The organism is Streptococcus sp. 2741 (genome assembly GCF_013276315.1).
Taxonomy (GTDB): Bacteria; Bacillota; Bacilli; order Lactobacillales; family Streptococcaceae; genus Streptococcus; species Streptococcus pseudopneumoniae.
Map to the genome: position 1 here is coordinate 1 of NZ_VMKU01000019.1, position 17,642 is coordinate 17,642.

Annotated in this window: 24 protein-coding genes; all 24 read right to left on the reverse strand. The window is 40.8% G+C overall.

What is annotated here, in order from left to right; translation table 11 throughout:
* A partial coding sequence (locus tag HT671_RS02720; protein WP_172923028.1) for a phage tail spike protein occupies window positions 1-1,099 on the reverse strand: 1,099 nt, incomplete at its 3' end.
* On the reverse strand, window positions 1,096-1,794 hold the full coding sequence (locus HT671_RS02725; protein ID WP_172923029.1) for a phage tail protein: 699 nt from the start codon (window positions 1,792-1,794) through the stop codon (window positions 1,096-1,098). The genes HT671_RS02725 and HT671_RS02720, both read right to left, overlap by 4 nt.
* Entirely contained in the window at window positions 1,794-5,969 is a 4,176-nt protein-coding gene (locus HT671_RS02730; protein WP_172923030.1) for a phage tail tape measure protein, read from the reverse strand. The genes HT671_RS02725 and HT671_RS02730 overlap by 1 nt, the downstream gene beginning before the upstream one ends.
* Before the next feature lie 56 nt (window positions 5,970-6,025).
* A complete protein-coding gene (locus tag HT671_RS02735; protein ID WP_000087358.1) occupies window positions 6,026-6,256 on the reverse strand; it encodes a hypothetical protein in 231 nt (76 codons plus the stop codon).
* Window positions 6,257-6,504: 248 nt separating this feature from the next.
* A complete protein-coding gene (locus tag HT671_RS02740) occupies window positions 6,505-6,798 on the reverse strand; it encodes a hypothetical protein (RefSeq protein ID WP_001151571.1) in 294 nt (97 codons plus the stop codon).
* A 45-nt stretch (window positions 6,799-6,843) separates the two neighbouring features.
* Window positions 6,844-7,440, reverse strand: coding sequence for a major tail protein (locus HT671_RS02745; RefSeq protein WP_000216339.1), 597 nt, complete (start codon window positions 7,438-7,440; stop codon window positions 6,844-6,846).
* Between the two features lie 16 nt (window positions 7,441-7,456).
* Window positions 7,457-7,837 carry a hypothetical protein gene (locus tag HT671_RS02750; RefSeq protein ID WP_000588569.1) on the reverse strand — a complete coding sequence of 127 codons (381 nt, stop codon included), beginning with the start codon at window positions 7,835-7,837 and terminating at the stop codon, window positions 7,457-7,459.
* A complete protein-coding gene (locus HT671_RS02755) occupies window positions 7,837-8,235 on the reverse strand; it encodes a hypothetical protein (RefSeq protein ID WP_023937056.1) in 399 nt (132 codons plus the stop codon). Before HT671_RS02755 ends, HT671_RS02750 begins: the two co-directional genes overlap by 1 nt.
* On the reverse strand, window positions 8,228-8,617 hold the full coding sequence (locus tag HT671_RS02760) for a hypothetical protein (RefSeq protein ID WP_000830391.1): 390 nt from the start codon (window positions 8,615-8,617) through the stop codon (window positions 8,228-8,230). The genes HT671_RS02755 and HT671_RS02760 overlap by 8 nt, the downstream gene beginning before the upstream one ends.
* A complete protein-coding gene (locus HT671_RS02765; RefSeq protein ID WP_000598693.1) occupies window positions 8,604-8,792 on the reverse strand; it encodes a hypothetical protein in 189 nt (62 codons plus the stop codon). The genes HT671_RS02760 and HT671_RS02765 overlap by 14 nt, the downstream gene beginning before the upstream one ends.
* Window positions 8,785-9,075: a hypothetical protein gene (locus HT671_RS02770; RefSeq protein ID WP_000401889.1), complete on the reverse strand. Its 291-nt coding sequence runs from the start codon at window positions 9,073-9,075 to the stop codon at window positions 8,785-8,787. The genes HT671_RS02765 and HT671_RS02770 overlap by 8 nt, the downstream gene beginning before the upstream one ends.
* Before the next feature lie 13 nt (window positions 9,076-9,088).
* Window positions 9,089-10,204 carry a phage major capsid protein gene (locus tag HT671_RS02775; protein ID WP_000976937.1) on the reverse strand — a complete coding sequence of 372 codons (1,116 nt, stop codon included), beginning with the start codon at window positions 10,202-10,204 and terminating at the stop codon, window positions 9,089-9,091.
* 18 nt (window positions 10,205-10,222) lie between these two features.
* Entirely contained in the window at window positions 10,223-10,945 is a 723-nt protein-coding gene (locus HT671_RS02780) for a head maturation protease, ClpP-related (RefSeq protein WP_000152604.1), read from the reverse strand.
* On the reverse strand, window positions 10,926-12,074 hold the full coding sequence (locus HT671_RS02785) for a phage portal protein (RefSeq protein ID WP_000506468.1): 1,149 nt from the start codon (window positions 12,072-12,074) through the stop codon (window positions 10,926-10,928). Before HT671_RS02785 ends, HT671_RS02780 begins: the two co-directional genes overlap by 20 nt.
* A gap of 55 nt (window positions 12,075-12,129) precedes the next feature.
* Complete coding sequence (locus HT671_RS02790; RefSeq protein ID WP_138699381.1) at window positions 12,130-13,770, reverse strand: terminase TerL endonuclease subunit; 1,641 nt, start codon at window positions 13,768-13,770, stop codon at window positions 12,130-12,132.
* The gene (locus HT671_RS02795; RefSeq protein WP_000393458.1) at window positions 13,767-14,105 is read right to left on the reverse strand and encodes a hypothetical protein; all 339 of its coding nucleotides are present in this window, start codon (window positions 14,103-14,105) and stop codon (window positions 13,767-13,769) included. Before HT671_RS02795 ends, HT671_RS02790 begins: the two co-directional genes overlap by 4 nt.
* 118 nt (window positions 14,106-14,223) lie before the next feature.
* A complete protein-coding gene (locus HT671_RS02800) occupies window positions 14,224-14,520 on the reverse strand; it encodes an HNH endonuclease (protein WP_138703407.1) in 297 nt (98 codons plus the stop codon).
* A gap of 213 nt (window positions 14,521-14,733) precedes the next feature.
* On the reverse strand, window positions 14,734-15,276 hold the full coding sequence (locus HT671_RS02805; protein WP_001028145.1) for a site-specific integrase: 543 nt from the start codon (window positions 15,274-15,276) through the stop codon (window positions 14,734-14,736).
* Window positions 15,277-15,575: 299 nt separating this feature from the next.
* On the reverse strand, window positions 15,576-16,004 hold the full coding sequence (locus HT671_RS02810) for an ArpU family phage packaging/lysis transcriptional regulator (protein WP_023940104.1): 429 nt from the start codon (window positions 16,002-16,004) through the stop codon (window positions 15,576-15,578).
* A 70-nt stretch (window positions 16,005-16,074) separates the two neighbouring features.
* Window positions 16,075-16,305 carry a helix-turn-helix transcriptional regulator gene (locus tag HT671_RS02815; protein WP_000653363.1) on the reverse strand — a complete coding sequence of 77 codons (231 nt, stop codon included), beginning with the start codon at window positions 16,303-16,305 and terminating at the stop codon, window positions 16,075-16,077.
* Window positions 16,295-16,474 carry a hypothetical protein gene (locus tag HT671_RS02820; RefSeq protein WP_001007110.1) on the reverse strand — a complete coding sequence of 60 codons (180 nt, stop codon included), beginning with the start codon at window positions 16,472-16,474 and terminating at the stop codon, window positions 16,295-16,297. Before HT671_RS02820 ends, HT671_RS02815 begins: the two co-directional genes overlap by 11 nt.
* Before the next feature lie 107 nt (window positions 16,475-16,581).
* Window positions 16,582-17,094, reverse strand: a complete 513-nt coding sequence (locus HT671_RS02825; RefSeq protein WP_007284829.1) for a GcrA cell cycle regulator domain protein — start codon at window positions 17,092-17,094, stop codon at window positions 16,582-16,584.
* A complete protein-coding gene (locus tag HT671_RS02830) occupies window positions 17,081-17,260 on the reverse strand; it encodes a hypothetical protein (protein ID WP_001113499.1) in 180 nt (59 codons plus the stop codon). Before HT671_RS02830 ends, HT671_RS02825 begins: the two co-directional genes overlap by 14 nt.
* Window positions 17,253-17,618, reverse strand: coding sequence for a YopX family protein (locus tag HT671_RS02835; protein ID WP_230558124.1), 366 nt, complete (start codon window positions 17,616-17,618; stop codon window positions 17,253-17,255). The genes HT671_RS02830 and HT671_RS02835 overlap by 8 nt, the downstream gene beginning before the upstream one ends.
* Window positions 17,619-17,642 lie beyond the last annotated feature (24 nt).

Below are 17,642 nucleotides of genomic sequence, written 5' to 3' on the forward strand. Positions count from 1 at the left end.
TAAATTCAGCGTCAAAGGCACGGTCAGCGTTGGCGATTTCCTTTTTCAAACGTTCTTCAAAAATCTGATGCAGATTTCGGCTTTCATTCAAAACGGCATCATTTACAATCCCACCGATCGCATTTGCAAGACTGGACTGGAAGGTCCCAAAACCTATTGATTTTAGGCGTTTTGCCATTGGCGAATAGGTATATTTGGTGATTTTCTTACGAACATCAAGACCGTACCACTCATGGTAGATACTGACCACATCAAACATCTGCACCGCAACATCACTCTGACCGACAACCGAGATTTCAAGGTTATCTTCTAGCATGTCGCACATACTTGTCCGAAAATACTGCTTACCATATGCAATCAAGCTAGCCTCATCTGTCACGTCTTGGTCATTGACCTCCACGACATCTTCATAGATTTGGCTGTAGTTCCCAAGTAAGGGGCTGTCAATCACCACCATATAATCATGGTCAACCGCATTTTCTCCCTCGCCCTTAACAGTCGTTTTAAAGGTTATCCGAGTTTTTAAAGACTTCGTTGAGGTCTTGTGCTGGTAGCTGGACAAGTTTTTCTTGTACATAAAAAGCGATTCATTTTCTGAACCGCCATTCTTCAGCAAGCGTAAGTTGTAGCCATTTCGCACCATATCTCCGCCCCACTGACCAAGGATAGAATGCTTGTCTTTGGCCAAGACCTCCATAGCATTCTTGTCCTTGATGTTGAGCGTATGCCTATCGTCAATATCTGAGAAGAAAGAAAAAGGATTGGCTCTGGTAATACTACCAGCAAAAGCACTCAACACCCTTGTCCCACTGACACGGTCAACCTCGATAGAGCTAACGATGTAATTATTTAACAAACTGATAACCTGATTGGCATAGACTTGAATATATCCTTGTTGCTTTTCAACCTCAAAAATATAAAAATCTTGCTCACCATGCAGGTCATCTGCAGTCAGAAAAGTTTCCTCTTTCAGCAATTCCCACTTGGGATCCGATGTAGGAAAACGAAAGGTCAGTTGATAGGTATTGTTCCCAAAATGGACAATTTCATCATTGTAAGCCTCGTTTAAAGGCCTATTTCCCTCTGTAAGATAAATCATAAAATATACCTCCAATTCGGCCGAACTGTGACCTTACGAACCGCACCAGTAAAGACCAGACCGTTATTACCAACTGCCAACTCAAAGAAGCCTCCACGTTTACGTAAAGTATTTTGAACCGCGCCATCTGCATTATAGATATTCTGTTTCTTATGCCTACAATCAATGGTCACTTTTCGTCTAACGGTCAAGTGCATGGTTGTCCATCCGATAGTCAAAGAAATATCGCCATCCCCTTCAATCTCAATCACAGGCTCACTATAGACAGAGCCTGGATTGTTGACATTACCGCTTGCGGTAAAAATAAGAGGAGCAAGATTTTTCTGATAGCGGAACGGTTGCATACTCAACTTAAGCTCTAGCTTCCAGGCATGCATCCCATGAGGGCTATAGGTTGCACCAATAAAATCCGCATAAAAGACAGAACCCAACTGGTAGCTAAACTCCAGCACATTGTCCTTAGGCTGAAATTTCTCCACGATAGTCGAAACATCCAGTAACTTAGGAATGTAGAACGAAAAAGTCCGTTCATAACTCTCATAGCCACCATCCAGCACTCGATAACTTCCGTTGGCTCCGTAGAGGTTAGCATCTTCAGCCACCCTAGGCTTAGCAGCCTCCACCTGACCAAAATCCGTCACCACGCAGTGAGGGATAGTTGATGTGTTAAAACCATTGATAATCATATAAAACATTACATTCCCTCCCTAGCGTAAATCGCACCTTGACGTTGGTAGACGCTCATTGAAATTTTATCAGCGTCCAGGTAAGTATCTGACGGCTTTTCAAGGATAGCAGTAAGGATCTTCTCCATACTTGCTCTCAGAATCGCTATCTCAGACACGACTTTATCGCTGTCTTTACTATTTGTATCTCCTTTTGTTTGCACCACTATTTTAGCTTGTGCTTCTTCCATCTCACGAAGGAATTTAGCATCACTCGGAATGCCAACTCCTGCAGCATATTTAGGAACCCCCATCTCACGCATCAAGCGTTTGGTCTTATCCGCCCGCAAAACTTTAGCCCCTTTAGGAAGAGGAAGAAGAACATCCCTCCCCTCAGGAATGAAGCTCCTACCATCTGGAAGAGTAACCAATTCCTTGTAGGTACTATTGCGTTGGTCATTGACCATAGCAAGACCACCAGGGTGATAGTTGGTACCGTGGGCATGCCGACTAGCAAAAACATTGGTAAAGAAATCACCAGTTACCCTAGTAATCCAAGTCCTAATGCCTGCAAGCACGCCAGACGCATTATCTTGAGCGTTGATTGTAACCGTTTTGTCTTGAATGCTATTAACGACGCTTTTGACCTCGCCGACAGTACTGGAAGTGCTATTTTTAGCAAGGATATCTACTGGATTATGTTGCTTAATCGCATTAATAGCCGCACTCGTCTCATTTCTAACGCCTGCAGTCTGATCTTTCGCAAGTAAATCAATTGGTTTTTCCTGTTTCGGAGAGTTCACACTCGCTTTTGCACTAGCAACTGCTTCACTAGTATTGTCAATAGCATTTAATGACTTATTCTCTGGATTAGATAGATTCCAAGCCATGATTTTATCGATTGACAATTGCCCGTTGTTCAAAACATTTGTAGGATCTAGTTTCAAATCTTTTGTAAATGGAGTAATCGCATTCCAAGTCGTTAGCGTGTCAGTCGAACGCGCAACAGCCTTTCTGAAATTCTCATCCGTAGCCAGCAACTCTTTCTGCTTAGGAGTCAAGGCATCATAGTTATAGAGCGCTTTGGAAGCTTCCTCAGCCTTATTCATCACATCTGTATTTTCCAAAAGCAGTTGCTTGACTTCAGCAGGCATACTGTTCCAGATTCTAAGATGGTTTTCACTATCAAAGATAGCTTGCAGTCCTGCTTGATTTTGGACAATCAACTGTTTTTCTTCCAGTGTCATGGTTGACCACTTACCAGACTCAACGAGAGCTTCAGCAATCGTTACCCGAGCATTTGAGTTGATATTCGCATTTTTAACAATAAATTGCAATTGCTCCCAACCCTCAGCAGATTTAGTCGCTTCCCCAATCACTTCTTTTACGTTTGATTTAATGACAAAATTGTTGTTTTCATCAATGTTTCCGACGAGCAAAGACCAAGCATCATTCGCTTCTCTCGTTTCCTTGCTCATATCACTAGTATACTTAGCAAGAATGCTATGGGAATCACCCATTTTTTGAGAAGCTTCTGCTGCCTTTTGACCGATTGCTTCATAAGACAAACCATATTCTTCCAGAACCTTTTTAGCTTCTTCCCAGTAGTTCCAGCTTTGTCCAGTTCGAGCTTTTACCTTAGCGTCAAGGTTTTGCATAACCTGGTAATACTTAGTACCTAAGGCTTCCATGGTTTGCTGGTGGTTTGTTTCAAGTTCTTGAATTTTTTTATTGTAAGTTTCTTGATCGATACGTTTGGCATCTAAGAGTTGTTTCAATCCATCTTTTGAGGTTTTGTATAACTGATTTTCTTCATCCAGAGCCTTCTTCAAAACATCTCTTGTGTGCTTTAATTGCGTTTCATTTAAACTACCAATCTCTCCATTCAGAGCCTGAAGCGCAGCCTTTTGTTGTTCGCCAGATAATTCCATCATTTCGATTCTAGCTTTGATCATCTCTCTTTGGTTGTTTAAGACGATTTCTTTTTCTTCTTGAGAAAACTTGCTAGCGTCTCCATTATGACGTTTGTAGATTTCACTGACCTGATTAGCCATTGCATCGGTATTTGAAACAACTTGGTCATTTTTTACTTTCATTTTAGCGATTTCTTCATCGCTAAACCCCAACTTTTTAGCTAATTCTTCCATACGTTGATTAGCTTTTTCAGCACCTGCTGCTACCTCTTCATGAAGTTTTCGAAAAGCTTCAGAAACTTTTTCAGCATCGCCAGCGTGGGTTCCAAAGTTGGCTACTGCTGTACTGGTATCATCTACCTTACTTTGGAAATCTCTTAACTCTTTCCTTGCAGTATCACTCAACTGAGACCCAAATTCCTCCGCCTTAATGCGAGCCTCGTCTTTCTTATGTCCTAGATAGACCAATCCTCCAGCTAGTAAAGCAGCACCACCCACCAGCAAACCAATAGGATTTGTCAAAGCCCCAATGGCTCCAGACAAGAGACTAGAACTAGATGCAGCAGCGCCAGCTCCTTCCGCTAAAACAGTAGCTTCGCTTCCTACCTTAGCAAGACCGAGACCACCTTGTAAAAGTCCTTTTAATTTACCAGCACGCTCTGTCAATTTAGCAAGACCGAGACCGCCCTTTAATAGTCCTTCTAATTTACCGGCATGTTTTATCAAAATACTAAGAGCCGTCGCCCCATTGCCTAGAAAGTTCAAGAAAGGGTAGCCCAGAGCCAAAAAACCACCAATACCAACCGCCAAGCTCTGTACGGCTGGAGGAGCCTTACTTAGCCAGTCGATAAATTGGTTCACCTTATCAATCACAGGAGTTAGTAATGGTAATAATTTCTGACCAATGTTAATCTGTAAAACTTCTAAACTAGATTTAAAACGTTCCACACCATTTTTAGAAGACTTAGATAATTCATTTGCTAAATCCTTGGTATAAGTTGTCGCCCCCTTGGTTTCATTAGCAAGATTACGCAACGCATCTCCACCTTGGTCAACCAAGATATTCATCGCTGTCTGAGCTTCTGTACCAAAGGCTGTAGCAATCAAGGCCGATTTCTGAGCATCTGTCATCCCTTCCGTATTCTTTTTGATACGATCCAAAATATCAGGTAGCTTAATCGCGCCGCTACGAAATTCTTCTGCAGAAAAACCAAGCTTCTCCATTGCATTTGCATTTTGCTCTGATGGTTTCAGTAGCCTTGTTAAAGCTCCACGCAGAGCCGTACCAGCCTTTTCACCAGCAATACCATTGTTGGACAAAAGACCAACAGCAGCGGCAGTCTCTTCCAAGTTCATACCAACGTTTTTAGCAACGGGACCAACATACTCCATTGCAGCCCCCATATCAGCAAAACCAGCAGCCGTTTTATTGGCGACAAAGGTTAAGCTATTGGTTACTCGCTCTGTATCCTGAGTAGATAGCCCAAATTGTTGCAAAATATTCGTAGTGGCGTTCATAACCGTATTGAAGTCCTCACCAGATGCCTTAGCAGCATCTAGGATAGCAGGCATGGCTTCGATTGTTTGATTGGCATCAAAACCTTTCTTGATAATTTCTTGCATCCCTTCATTGATAGATGCAGTAGAAATCCCATACTGCTTCGCCCAATTTTTTGAACTTTCACCCAGCTTTTGTGTGGTACTGTTCAGTTCATCCGCTGTTGGAATGGTATCAGCTAACAGAGATTTAGTTGTATTCATCTGGCTTTCAAAGTCAATAGCTTTCTTAGTAGAAAGCGTAAAACCAGCTAATAAAGCAGCAGACACAGGCTTCATTGCATCGCCCATAGCCCGCAATTTTTCTCCACCTTTAGCAAATTTTTCGCTCAAGGCATCTATCTTACCAGACCAACTATTTTCACGCCCCACATCTTGCAAAGCTTTTTCAACACCGCGTAGCTGACCTTCCATTACTGCCAACTTAGCATTCTCACGCTGAATATCAGCAGCAGCCTTGTCAAATTTAGCTGTCCCCGGTTCAAGTTTATCAAAACTTTTCTTCATCTCATCCAAAACTTTACGTTGTGAATCAATGGCTTGTCCTAAAGTCTTGTATTTTGCTTGAAGTAAGCTAGCATTTTTTTCATTGCCTTTTAAAGTACTGTCCAAAGAACGGACATTATTTTGAAAGTACTTTACAGCGTTTTTTGCACCAGTTAGAGTAGGACTGAACTTTGACACGTCCAACCCTAGCTCGATATACATCTGACCTAACGGCGTACCGCTTGCCATCTTGTTCTCCTTCCTAACTCCTCAGAGCAAAGAAAAAAGCCCTTACGGACTTTTCATCATTCTTTATAAAAATCATCCATTGCCATGTTCATAAAAGCCCAGATAAACATACCAAGAAATAGATAAGCATAGAGTGGCAGGGAAGCAAAGATAAAGGGTGATAGCAAGAGCATACCAAAGATATCTACAAAATTTGTACAAATACAATACAAGCCAAAAGCAAGATAAAGGATAAAAATGGTAAACCAAAACCAATATCTTCTACATGCTTTTTCTTTTCGAGACATTTCTTCCACCTCCCTTACATATCTCTATTATATTCCTAAGCCTTTGATTTGTAAAGTCTTGACCTAGAGACTTTCTAAAAAATCTGCCAAGTCAAGCACTTCTTCTTGTTCACTCGTTTCCAGACTTCCCAAGACCCCCATCAAGTCCTCCCAACTCGTATCCATCACATCGCGAATGCTCATTCCATAAGGACCCTCTGTAACTTGCTTGACAAAACCATAAAAACGTTTGATCGCTTGCCCAGGTGCTAGCTCTTTTCCTTTGGGTCTACATCACCTACCAGATGAGCATAAATTGCTGTAAAAATAGAAATCACTTTCGCAAAATCTGTGTATTCTAGTAATTGTTCTACTGTCACATCATCAAACAAACTAGCAATAAATCCCAACTGCTTATCAAGCTTCTCTACCTCAGATAAATCACTTGTCAAGGATTCGTTCATGACCAAATAGTCACGATAATCACGAGTTGTGATTTCTTTGCTCTTTTTTAGGACATCTTCTCCCTTGTCATTTTTAATTGTAAATTGAACCTTAGCCATATACTTTCCTTTCTAAAAAAGTAAAAGAGAGCTTTCGCCCTCCTTCTACCCCGCAGCGGTTATGTTTAGTTGACCTTTCAATTTCTTCAACTTTTCAGCATCTGAACCATAAACAATAGCACCATAACGCCCCTTAGTTGCAACGTCTGAACTAGCTGTCGCAGTGAAATTCACACTAGTAGTAGCTAACTCATTCGCCTTATCCTTGAGCGTTTCAAAATCAATAGCATCCATAGAAAGCTGACCTTTATAAAAACCATAGTAAACAGGTTCCCCATCAGCAGTATTACTTTCAATGAGAATGGAAACATTCTTGGCAACTGTGTCTGCACCGAAGTAATAGATACCATCATCATCGCCATACCCCAAAGCATTCGTATATAAAGCTAATGGGACATCAAGCAAGCCCATCTCTACCTTAACATCACCGACTCCTCGATTGGAGACGTGATAAGCCACATTACTACCATAAGTCTTTACAGGGTCACTAGATAATCCAGTTACTCTAGCGGTCTGTGTAGCCCCTTCATTATCTTTACCTTCTAGCGTGAAGAGGTTCTGTCCAACCGTTGGAGTCTGTCCATCATGCACACGAATGGTGACTGATTTAAGTCCGATAAGTGCAGTTCCTTTTACTGTCATTTCTTTTTCCTTCTTTCTAGTATTTCTCATATAGAGCGCTCATACCACGATAAGTCCGAACGTCTACATAGCGCTTAATATCAGGAATCCATTGTTCCAAACCACCTTCAGTCTGATAAAATCCCTGTTCTTCCATTATTTTTTCAATTCTTCCTTGGAGTTCTTTACACTCCACTCGATTAGTAGACTCTACATTGATTTGATAGAGAAAAGTCTTAGCCAAACTAGTATTACTACCGTGAGCCGTCTGCATTGGAGGCCCTACAGGGATAATGACAATACTGGTCTCACCATCTCCCAAGCTCTCAGGACGCTCAAAAGACTTGATACTAATACCAGATAAAGACTCATCCTCTTCCAAAGCATCGTAGAGTTCAGTTAATTTGTCTTTAATCATTACAAAAACTCCTGTTTTAACTTCATGCCGACTTTAGACTTAAAGACCGGCTTACTCGCTTCAAAAAAGCGGCGCATGACTCCGAAACCACGAGGATGCCCATTCTTTGCATAGCCAAATTCATTTAAGTGAATAAGAGTCCAACGAGGACTTTTAAAACCTAATTTAACCATTGGAACTCCGCTGGATGTACCAGTCACATTCCCATGAACGACCGCACCAACCGTCTTCCCAGTGTCAGCGTACACCGCCATAGCCCGTTTGAAAGTTGGCTCAAACTCCTCAACCGTCTCCTTCAAGGCTCTGTTGACCTTTCTACGAACTACCGGCTCTCCTAGTCGAGCCTCAATATTCCTCAAAATATCATCAAATCCTTTTAGATTAGCTCCACTAGACATCACGACCACCTCCGATAAGGACAATCAAAAAATCCCGATTAGCAAAATCAGGACGGACATCAATGATTTGCCATTTCTTACCAACTAGACGGATATCCCCCACTTCGACAAAATGCCGATTTTCAGGCTGATAATCTGTCAGAGGGTCACGAATCTTCAAAGTCATCTTAGCTTTCATCGCTTTTCCAGTTGCAATCTCAACGTCTTTCATACTTGGAGAATAAGTTTGCCCCATCGTATAAAAAGCCTTCTCGTAACTCACATCACGACCATCAACCCCTTTTTTTATTTTAGAGGTATAGAAAGTCAGGGGAGTTCTCAGGTCTCCATTTTGAGACTCAGGCTTTTTGTAACGATAGCTTGGTCCCTCACTCCTCTTCATTTACGCTCACTACTTCCTTAGAGCTACGACTTCTGGACGACTTTTCCAACTCGACATAGTCAGGTAAATGTTCCTTTAGCTCAGCAAATCGTTCTTCTGTCGCTTCAAACCTTTCTCCGACTTGCCTAAGGACTCCCTCCTTGAGGTCATAAAACTCTTTTAATACCTTAATCATCACTATCCTCCATTTCTATCTTATCTAACGATAATGCTAAAATATCCGCTTTGAAATTTTCGTAAAAAAATTCAACTTGGTCATTATAGACATAGCGAGCACGTTCTAAGATAAGTTCCCTTATTTGATGATCGTGTATATTCCCACTTCCTACCAAGCGGGTAATAACCATTTGAGAACTTTCTAACATCCGTGAGAGATTCGCATCTTCTCCGCTATGAAAAATTCTCATCCGCTCCTTAAAAGGAATAAGGAGGGAATGAAGTTTAGCTTCAATCTCCATCCTTCGTCACCTTTTATTTTGCAATACTCAGTGTCCACACAGCAGCAGTCTTTTCATCATGCGCTTTACCATAAGCAAATTGCTTAGCAGTGTAGAGATTCAAGTCTTCTAAAGCATAGGTTTCGGTAAATCGTCCAAATTCAATCCCCCCACCTACAAAGGCATCGTAGCGACCTTTGACAAATGTAGTCACCTTACCAGACGCTTGAGCAACCGACTCAACCAAGATGAGGTTATAAGGCATAGCTGTTACATATACACCCTGAGCATTGAGAGACGTATATTGCTTCTTCACATCCCAGGCATCTACAGGGTTCACTACCATAACCAAATTACCTTCTACTGCAACAGGAGTGGTATTGTCAGCTTTTGTAGAATGGTATTTATAAACCTCCGTCAACTCTTTTACCACGGTAGCAGAGTCTGCGAAAGTCAATGGTTTTTTCTGAGCTTGTTTCTCAGCATAAGTTACTTTTTCACTTTCTGCAGTCCCTGTAAGAGTACGAGACAACCCGATAGGCTTGTTGTCCCCATCACCATTTAAATAACCAGCTTCAAGAGCAGCTGCAAAGGCCTCTGTAATTTGAATGGATACGTAAGACTGTAGCCAAGCAGGACCAAACTTTTCAGAGTCTTTAGGGATTACAACAAAAGCAGTCAATTTAGACTGAATCGCTTCTTCTTCAGCAAATTCTTGTTTCAATTGTCCTTGAATTTCAGCATTGATTTTACCCCAAACCGCTTGACCTGTACGACTAGACTTGAGGAATTTCAAACGAATACCAGCATTACGCAAGCCGATGTGTTGAAGAAGTGGACGGGCTGCCACCATATCCTCAAAAATACGGTCAATTGTTTCCTGAGGGAACAATTTCTCAATTCCTTTGGGAGGAAGTTTCTCAATGTTGTTGAAAAATTCGCGAGCTTCAGCAGTCAACTGTGCATCGTATGGATTCATAGTTGCGATTTCTTTACGAGCAGCTTCTCGAGCATCATCTTGCAACTTATCTGTCAATGCCTCAATCATCTCGTTATAGAGCTTATTTTGCTCCTCCATAGGAGCACCAGTTTCTACTGCATTCATAAAGTTCTGACGAGCAGTTGTAAATTCATTACCAAGTTTCATCATTGTTTTTTATTTCCTTTCTTAAAATGGGAAACGACCCAACCCCACAGGTTCAGCCGTCTTGTCTTCTTTTTTCTTATCTTCTGGGATAGGTAAACTGTTATTCAACCTATCACGAACCAAGTCCGCCAATAACTCCACATCTGGGGTCATCGCAGATCGGATTTTTTCGATAAAATCACGAGGAATCACAGGTGTCTGACTAGCTACCAAGACAGGAGCTTCCTGACTTTCAAACATGACCTTATCTGCGAAGCCATGATTAACAGCAGAACGAGCATCAAACCACGTTTCACCCTCCATTAGATCCAGTAAATCATCTAATGCCTTACCAGTCTTATCAATATAGGCATATGCGATGGACTTATTAAACCCTTCTAACACACCAGCCTCATGCAAGAGCGCCTTATGGTCACCACGTACACCAGCAGATACATTATGGATCATGATTTGCGCTGTAGGACTAATTTCCACCTGATCACCAGCCATAGCGATAACACTCGCAGCACTAGCAGCAATCCCCACGATTTTCACCGTCACATGCCCCTGATAAGCACGCAATGCTGTATAGATTTCACTACCAGCATACACATCACCACCACCAGAATTGATGTGCACCTCCACATCTTCTCCCGTCGTCGGCAATACAATATCCTTAGGAGCAGTTGCATCCATGTCTAGCCAATCATAAAACCAGCGGTCATCATTGGATACAATCGCTCCCTTAATCTGAATGATTGTCATCCTCATTTCCTCCTTTCTCTATTTCGTTTTCACCCTGATAGTTCTTAGTGATAAGGAAAGAATCCCCACCAGGAACAGCCTCAAGACCAAGTTCCAATCTCACCTCATTTCGAGTCATAGCCCCAGATGAGATGAGTTTATCTATGTTCTCAGCCAGAGCAAACTTATCCAGTCCCCCCTCACCAAAAATCACAAATTTTTTCTGATTAGCGTATCCAGCCGAACTCACCATAGCATGGTTTAGAGCGTCACCCACTTTTTTAACCAGCGATTCATAACAATAACTGTTAAACATCTTCTGGCTATTAGACAAATCAGCCATATCTCCATGCATCAAAGCCGTCGGCAAACCTAATATATCCGCAACCTCGTCATCAAATTGACGTCTCAGTTTCTTCAACTCTTCAACTGATAGATTTGTAGTTCCTACCGTATTGGTCAACTCCGAATACTCCACACCATCCATTGTCGGTACAATGGCAACCGTCTTAGACGTAAAGGACTTAAAAAGATTGTCCGCATATCTCTGCAGTTTCTTTCTCTTATCCTCATCAAAAGTTCCATTCGCTTTTGTAGCCAGAACCCCACGGATCTGATTATTTCTAGCTAAGGCTTCCACCAGACGAGTATGTAGTTTTTCATAATCAGAAAACAAGTCAGATACATATTCTTGCAAGCGATTGTTATTATACTGAAGAAAGATGACATCACTCATAGCAAACTTCCTCTGAAATGTATAATCCCCGACAGACACCATCTCAAAGGTGTCATCATACAGAGCATAACGCCTACGAGTAAAAGCATCAGCTACCAGTAACTGCTTATCATCAGACAAAACAATGAGTACTTCGTTTTTCGTCAATAAGCGATAAATGACCTTCTGCCAGAACTCCGAGGCCGACTCATTCTTATTGGGACGCACATTTAAAATATAATCCCAGTCTGACGTCACATGATGATTCTCCACCATATACCGAAATTCCGACTTAGCAAAGATACGAGCCACAAACTCCGCCGACTTATCAATCGCTAAACTCTTTAACTGCAAACACCCCAACATTCGTTCCAACTCTTCAAAATCAAAACCAACATCAGGCGCATCACGCTTAAATAAATTTAAGAACCCCATGCTTCCCCTCCTTCCTATCCAATTACCAACCTACCACCCAAAATTTATTCTTAGATTAAAACTCCCAATCCTCTAACATATCGAGGAATTCCCCAACGTTCGACTCATGTACAAGCTCACGTTTGTATAGAGCAGCAATCAAGGCATGGAAACCATCCGTCTTTCTTCTGACGGGCTCTTTCTTCAAGAAACGCTTATTGCCATCCTTGTCCTCTTTGACGTAGGTATTATCCGTATACCAAATCATAGAATTATCATTCTCAAAGACAAAACGTTCATTGGCAAATCCATCTTCGATGATTGGCGCAACCTTGGATTGAATCGCCCCAGGATTTCTCAAGAACTCATATTCAAAACCAGCCTCTTCCAAAAGAGGTTTTAACAAGTCCATTCTGAAACCATCTGCACATACAAGCTCAATCTGATAAAACTTACTCCATTCATTCAATTTTTCGACCAATAAACGAGGGTCAATACTAGGGCCGTCCACAATTGTAAATAAGCCTCTATCTGCCCATTCCTGAATAGGAGCTTTAAGTTTAAAAGCTTTCAAAAATGCTTTACGAGCAAATGAATGTTGTTTCCAGATAAACTCATCTCCGTTCTTAAACAACAAACCAACACTCGCAAAATCTCGAATGCTAGCATAGTCAAATCCTGCGACACAGGACTTACCCAACAAGTCAATACCAGGCGAACGTAAACAAGCAAGTAATCTTTCACGAGTCGTCACATCTTTCTCAAGGTCTGCTTCAGGAAGATTCATCCGTTTAGTCATGAACTCCTGACGACCAGACGGCTCCAGCTCAAGGTCATCATAGTCAGCCTTAGTTCTAGCAAGCAACCTCTTAGCGTAAGGCGTGCTTTCATCCAACATCGGATTTGCTTTCGGCCAATTCTTCATGTCATCCACCTCATCCGCACTATCAAGCTTGCAGATAAAAGGGAAGAGTCTGAAATCATCAACCTCTCCATTCAAGATTTGCATAGACTTCTCTATCAGCTTGTCATAGAACCCCTCGCGCACATACCCATTCGTACCGTTGTAGAAAGTCCTGACATGAGCAATCTTACCAAGACCAGACCTTTGAACCTTCACAGCCTTATCATTTTCAAATTGGTGAATCTCATCAAACTCAAGACAACCATCACGAGCAGAGTCCATAGTCTTCGGATTATTCGTCCGAAAAGAAAAGACCGAGTTGTTCGCTCGACCTGTGATAGACATTTTAGTCAGATAGAAATGGTCCTCAAGACCACGCCTTTGGATAGTCTCATAAACTTCCTCAAACGAAACCTTACCCTGTTTCTCAGAGTTAGCAGTGATAGTCACATCGTAATCTCTGATAGGGTAGATAGGGCTGATAAAAAACGATGACCTTGCTGACATAAAACCATTCTTACCACCCCCACGAGCAAGTGTGTATAGATACTCGTCAAAGTGTGGTTCCTCGTCTACCTTCCGAAAAAGAAAAATGAACGGTGTCAAGAAAAGTTGATACTTAGCCAGAGGGAAAAAATTCTTTTCCGCAAACCGAATGAACTTGTCAATTAAGTCATTATCAAAATACAAATCATCACGAGGATAGATTTTCTCCTTGATGATTTTAAACAGCAACTTCCTTTCCTTGTTGACGACAATATCTCCACACTCGACCATTTTGATGTAGTCATCAACCAGCGGATGAGAAATCATAACAGATCAGCTCCAGACGTAGCTTTCTCGACAGGAGAATTTTCAACATCAAAATCAAACGACCGCTCAATAGCCAAAAGCTGATTGCTGGTTGTGTTGATTTCCTTGATGAGAGAATTCGCTTTTTGGAATCTTTGTTGTCCATTGTGAACAGTGATGACCAGTCCGTCTTCATGAAGTTTAGCTTTCAGCTCATAAAGCAGCCGGACAAGATAAAGATAGCGATTGACTTTTTCATACTGAATCGCATCCTTTTTTCTAGGACTGAAATAGCCAATTTTAGAAAGTAGCTGATTTTCTAATTCTTTTATATTTTTTTCCGAGTATTCTTCCATTACCCCCCACCCCCTTTAATTTTTTGTTAAAAATTTGGACAGTCGAGTGCAGACCGCTTACTGGCTCCTTTGAAATTTCCTGATTTTTTTGACCGGGGGGTGTTTAAGATTCGTTCACCTAACCCCACCATTCATCTTTTCGGAAATTTCTGTCATTCTTATCAAAACGATCATGCCTTTTATTATGACATGCTTTGCACAATGTTCGTAGGTTATCGATATCAAGCGCGAACTCTGGATAGAACTCTAGCTCCTTGATATGGTCAACTTCTAAATTAGTAGTCGTGACCTTGCCTTCATCCCTGCACCATACACATTCGTAATGATCTCGTCTAAGTGCTTGCCTTCTTATCGTTCTCCACTCGCTGGAATTGTAAAACTGGTTTCGTTCTTCTCGAGTTGAAACTTCAATCATTGTTTAATATTCTTTGTCCATTACATCTTTCGTCAATAATTATCTTAAAGATACTTATTTTAAATTGCTGTTACTCTATATTTTCTAGCGTTCAATTAGACATATCTTATATTCTGTCTAATTCAAACAGTCGCCAAAAAGCCTAACACAATAAGGATATACAGTAATCCACTAAATGAATTAGCGTTTGACTCGTTATGTCTAATTGGTTAACTACAATCCAAAATTTGACATCGCTTTGTCCTGTTGATCTTGACGAATACCTATATATCTTAAGGTAATAGCTGGTGATGAATGATTAAACAAACTCATCAACATTGCTATATCTTTTGTCTTTTTATAATAATGATATCCAAATGTCTTCCTCATTGAATGAGTTCCTATATTTTCAATACCACACTCAGATGCAGCAACTTTTAAAATCCAATCCACAGTCCTACGATCAAGTGGTTTATTTTTTCCGACTCTACTTTGAAATAAAAAATGATGATGAGGTTTATTTTGTATATACTCTCTAACCTCACGTTTGAGAGTTTTAGTCATTTTAATCTTTTTCTTCTTCCCAGTCTTTTGTTCTTTCAGTTTGATATACCAACCTTGAACATCCTTTACTCGAATTTTTAAAATGTCACCAACTCGCAAACCTGAATTGATACCAAAAAGAAATAAAATATAATTACGCTCATTCCATTCTCTCAGATAATCTTTCATAGCCTGTATATCATCTTTATCCCTGATTGGTTCTACAATATTCAAAACAAGTATCACCACCTTTCAAATAATCAAAAAAAGCCACTGGTCGTGGCATTGAATATGACAGTAGCTGGAATTGAACCAGCTGGTCTAGCAATAAAACGCACGCTTGGTAAAAGTTTCAAGGAGACCCAAACAACCTGCTAACCTGTCCTTACTGTCTAAGAGGCCGAAACCTCTGTATTTTTAGGAGTCCTCATGACTGTTCGTTACCCAATCATTGGATAATACTATTTTAGCACCTTTTTTCGTTCCAATTCTCCCAAGATTTTCCCAGATTTTTCCCAAGATTTTCCCAGAAATCACTTGTAAACCAAAAGGTTGCTTGCTTGATAGGACTCTGCAAACTCTAGTAGAGCTTTGTTCAATATCCGATAATACTCACTAGATGAGTAGCCTAGTTCTGAATAAATACTGTAGTCTTCCCTCCTCTTTTTCCTGCAATATCGTTCGATTAGGATACGTGTGTATTCCATATCGGAAAGATTGTTGATTGCTTTAGCGATTAGTTCTAAATCCTGCTGAGCTGATACTCTACGCAAGACCATGCTTTCTACCTGCTTACTTGTCTGACCACTTGATGATTTTGGTTCAAGCGAGTAGGATATTGTTATTTTGGGGGCGTATTCTTCTCCAGCAATCCGTCTCAGACGACTGTATTTTTTTAGGACTTTGATAGCTTCCTTTCTGGTTTTCTTTTCATCGATGATATCCAATAACTCTATTTGCACACGAACTCCTCCTCATGATATAATAGTTATGCGAAACCATACCATGAGGAGTCAGCTGTGCTGGCTTTTTTCATGCCCTACTCCCGAGAATAATATCAGCAGGAAAAGCAAAGTAAGTACAGATATCTTCTACATTATAAATATTCGGTACACTTTCCTCCTTCTCCCATTTAGCAATCAGGTAGCGACTATAGCCTAGTTTAGCTGCTAACTTTTCTTGTGACAACTTCCTTTCCTTACGTTTTTGCTTTAGCAAGAAAGCAAACCTACTTGCTTGTCTTGGATTTAATTTATCCTTCATCATCCACCTCAATCTTTATGACTGCCCTACCATTCGGATGGCGTTTTTGTGTAGATGCAAAAGTGTAATACTTCAACATCCTCTCGGCAATTCCTGTTTCTTTGCTGATTTCCTCAAGCGTTCCTATCGTCACGAACGTTTCACCTTGATATAATGCGTACTCATTCATGCTCCATCTCCTCGATAAGCCAGTCAAGGTTCTTTCTGGCTTTCTTCAGGTCTTCCAGACCGTTTGCACCTTGGTAGTGGCTTGGTTTGTTTATGTTGTCTGTCATGTTAAGTCCTCCTCATAAAAATCATATCATTGTCAAAACTCCAAGGATGCTGTTGAATTTCTTCTTTTCCGACAGGTATTTTATAATGATAAACCACCGCTCTAATCAGACGAAGTGGTCTGTCTAATTGGCATGCTATTTGTCTACAGCTCATGCCCATTTTTCCAAGTGTTTCTATATCGTATTTTGAAATATCCCATTTCTTTTTTCTGCGAGGCAGTCCGAGCCTGTTCGCTTTTATAATCACTGCGTCTAAACTTCGATTTAATATTTTAGCTAGCTGGTTTAAATCTTGAACTTTTTGATAATAGCGCCGTAAAATTCTTATTTCTTCATCCTGCCAATGGCGTTTTGTAAACTGACCTTTTCCTTTGTTGATTATCTCAGACTTACATCGGACAGAACTAACTGTACGACCTAAAAAATCAGCGACCTCTTCAACCGTACTTTCATTATCGTTGTGGGCTAGTAAAATATAATCAACCTCATCTTCTGTCCATCTACGTCCTGCCATAATGTTTATACGCTCCATGTAAATAATAAGTGCCATCTTTACGCTTGTTTACGTAATACGTATATTGCCCATCTGGACTAGCGTAGGAAATCTGCTTCTCTCCTGCCCAGATACCATTGTCACGCATCATATGGCAATTCTCCATAATCCATTCTACGTCAGGCATCTAGTAACTCCTTGTTTTCGTAGATGTTGCCAACGACTCTATAAGAGTAACTTTCATCGCTAAGAATTTCATGAAAGGGCGCAATATCATCTACACTTATTGCTTCTATCATAAAGACAGCTTGCTCATTATCCCAAGTCAATTTTGCATTCCCAAGGACTTCTCCTTCATCTTGAATTTCAAGAACATCCCCCTCAAAGATTTCCTTGCCGTTCTTATCCTTGAGTCCTGTTGATTGCATGATACATTCATAATCATCAAAATGTAACCAATCTTTTTTCTCTTCAATCCAAATGATAGGACAAGTCCAGTTTTCATCACTTAGATCACAATTGCCTACCATGACTTTGTAATTCATTTCTTTTCGCAGTCTATCCCACGC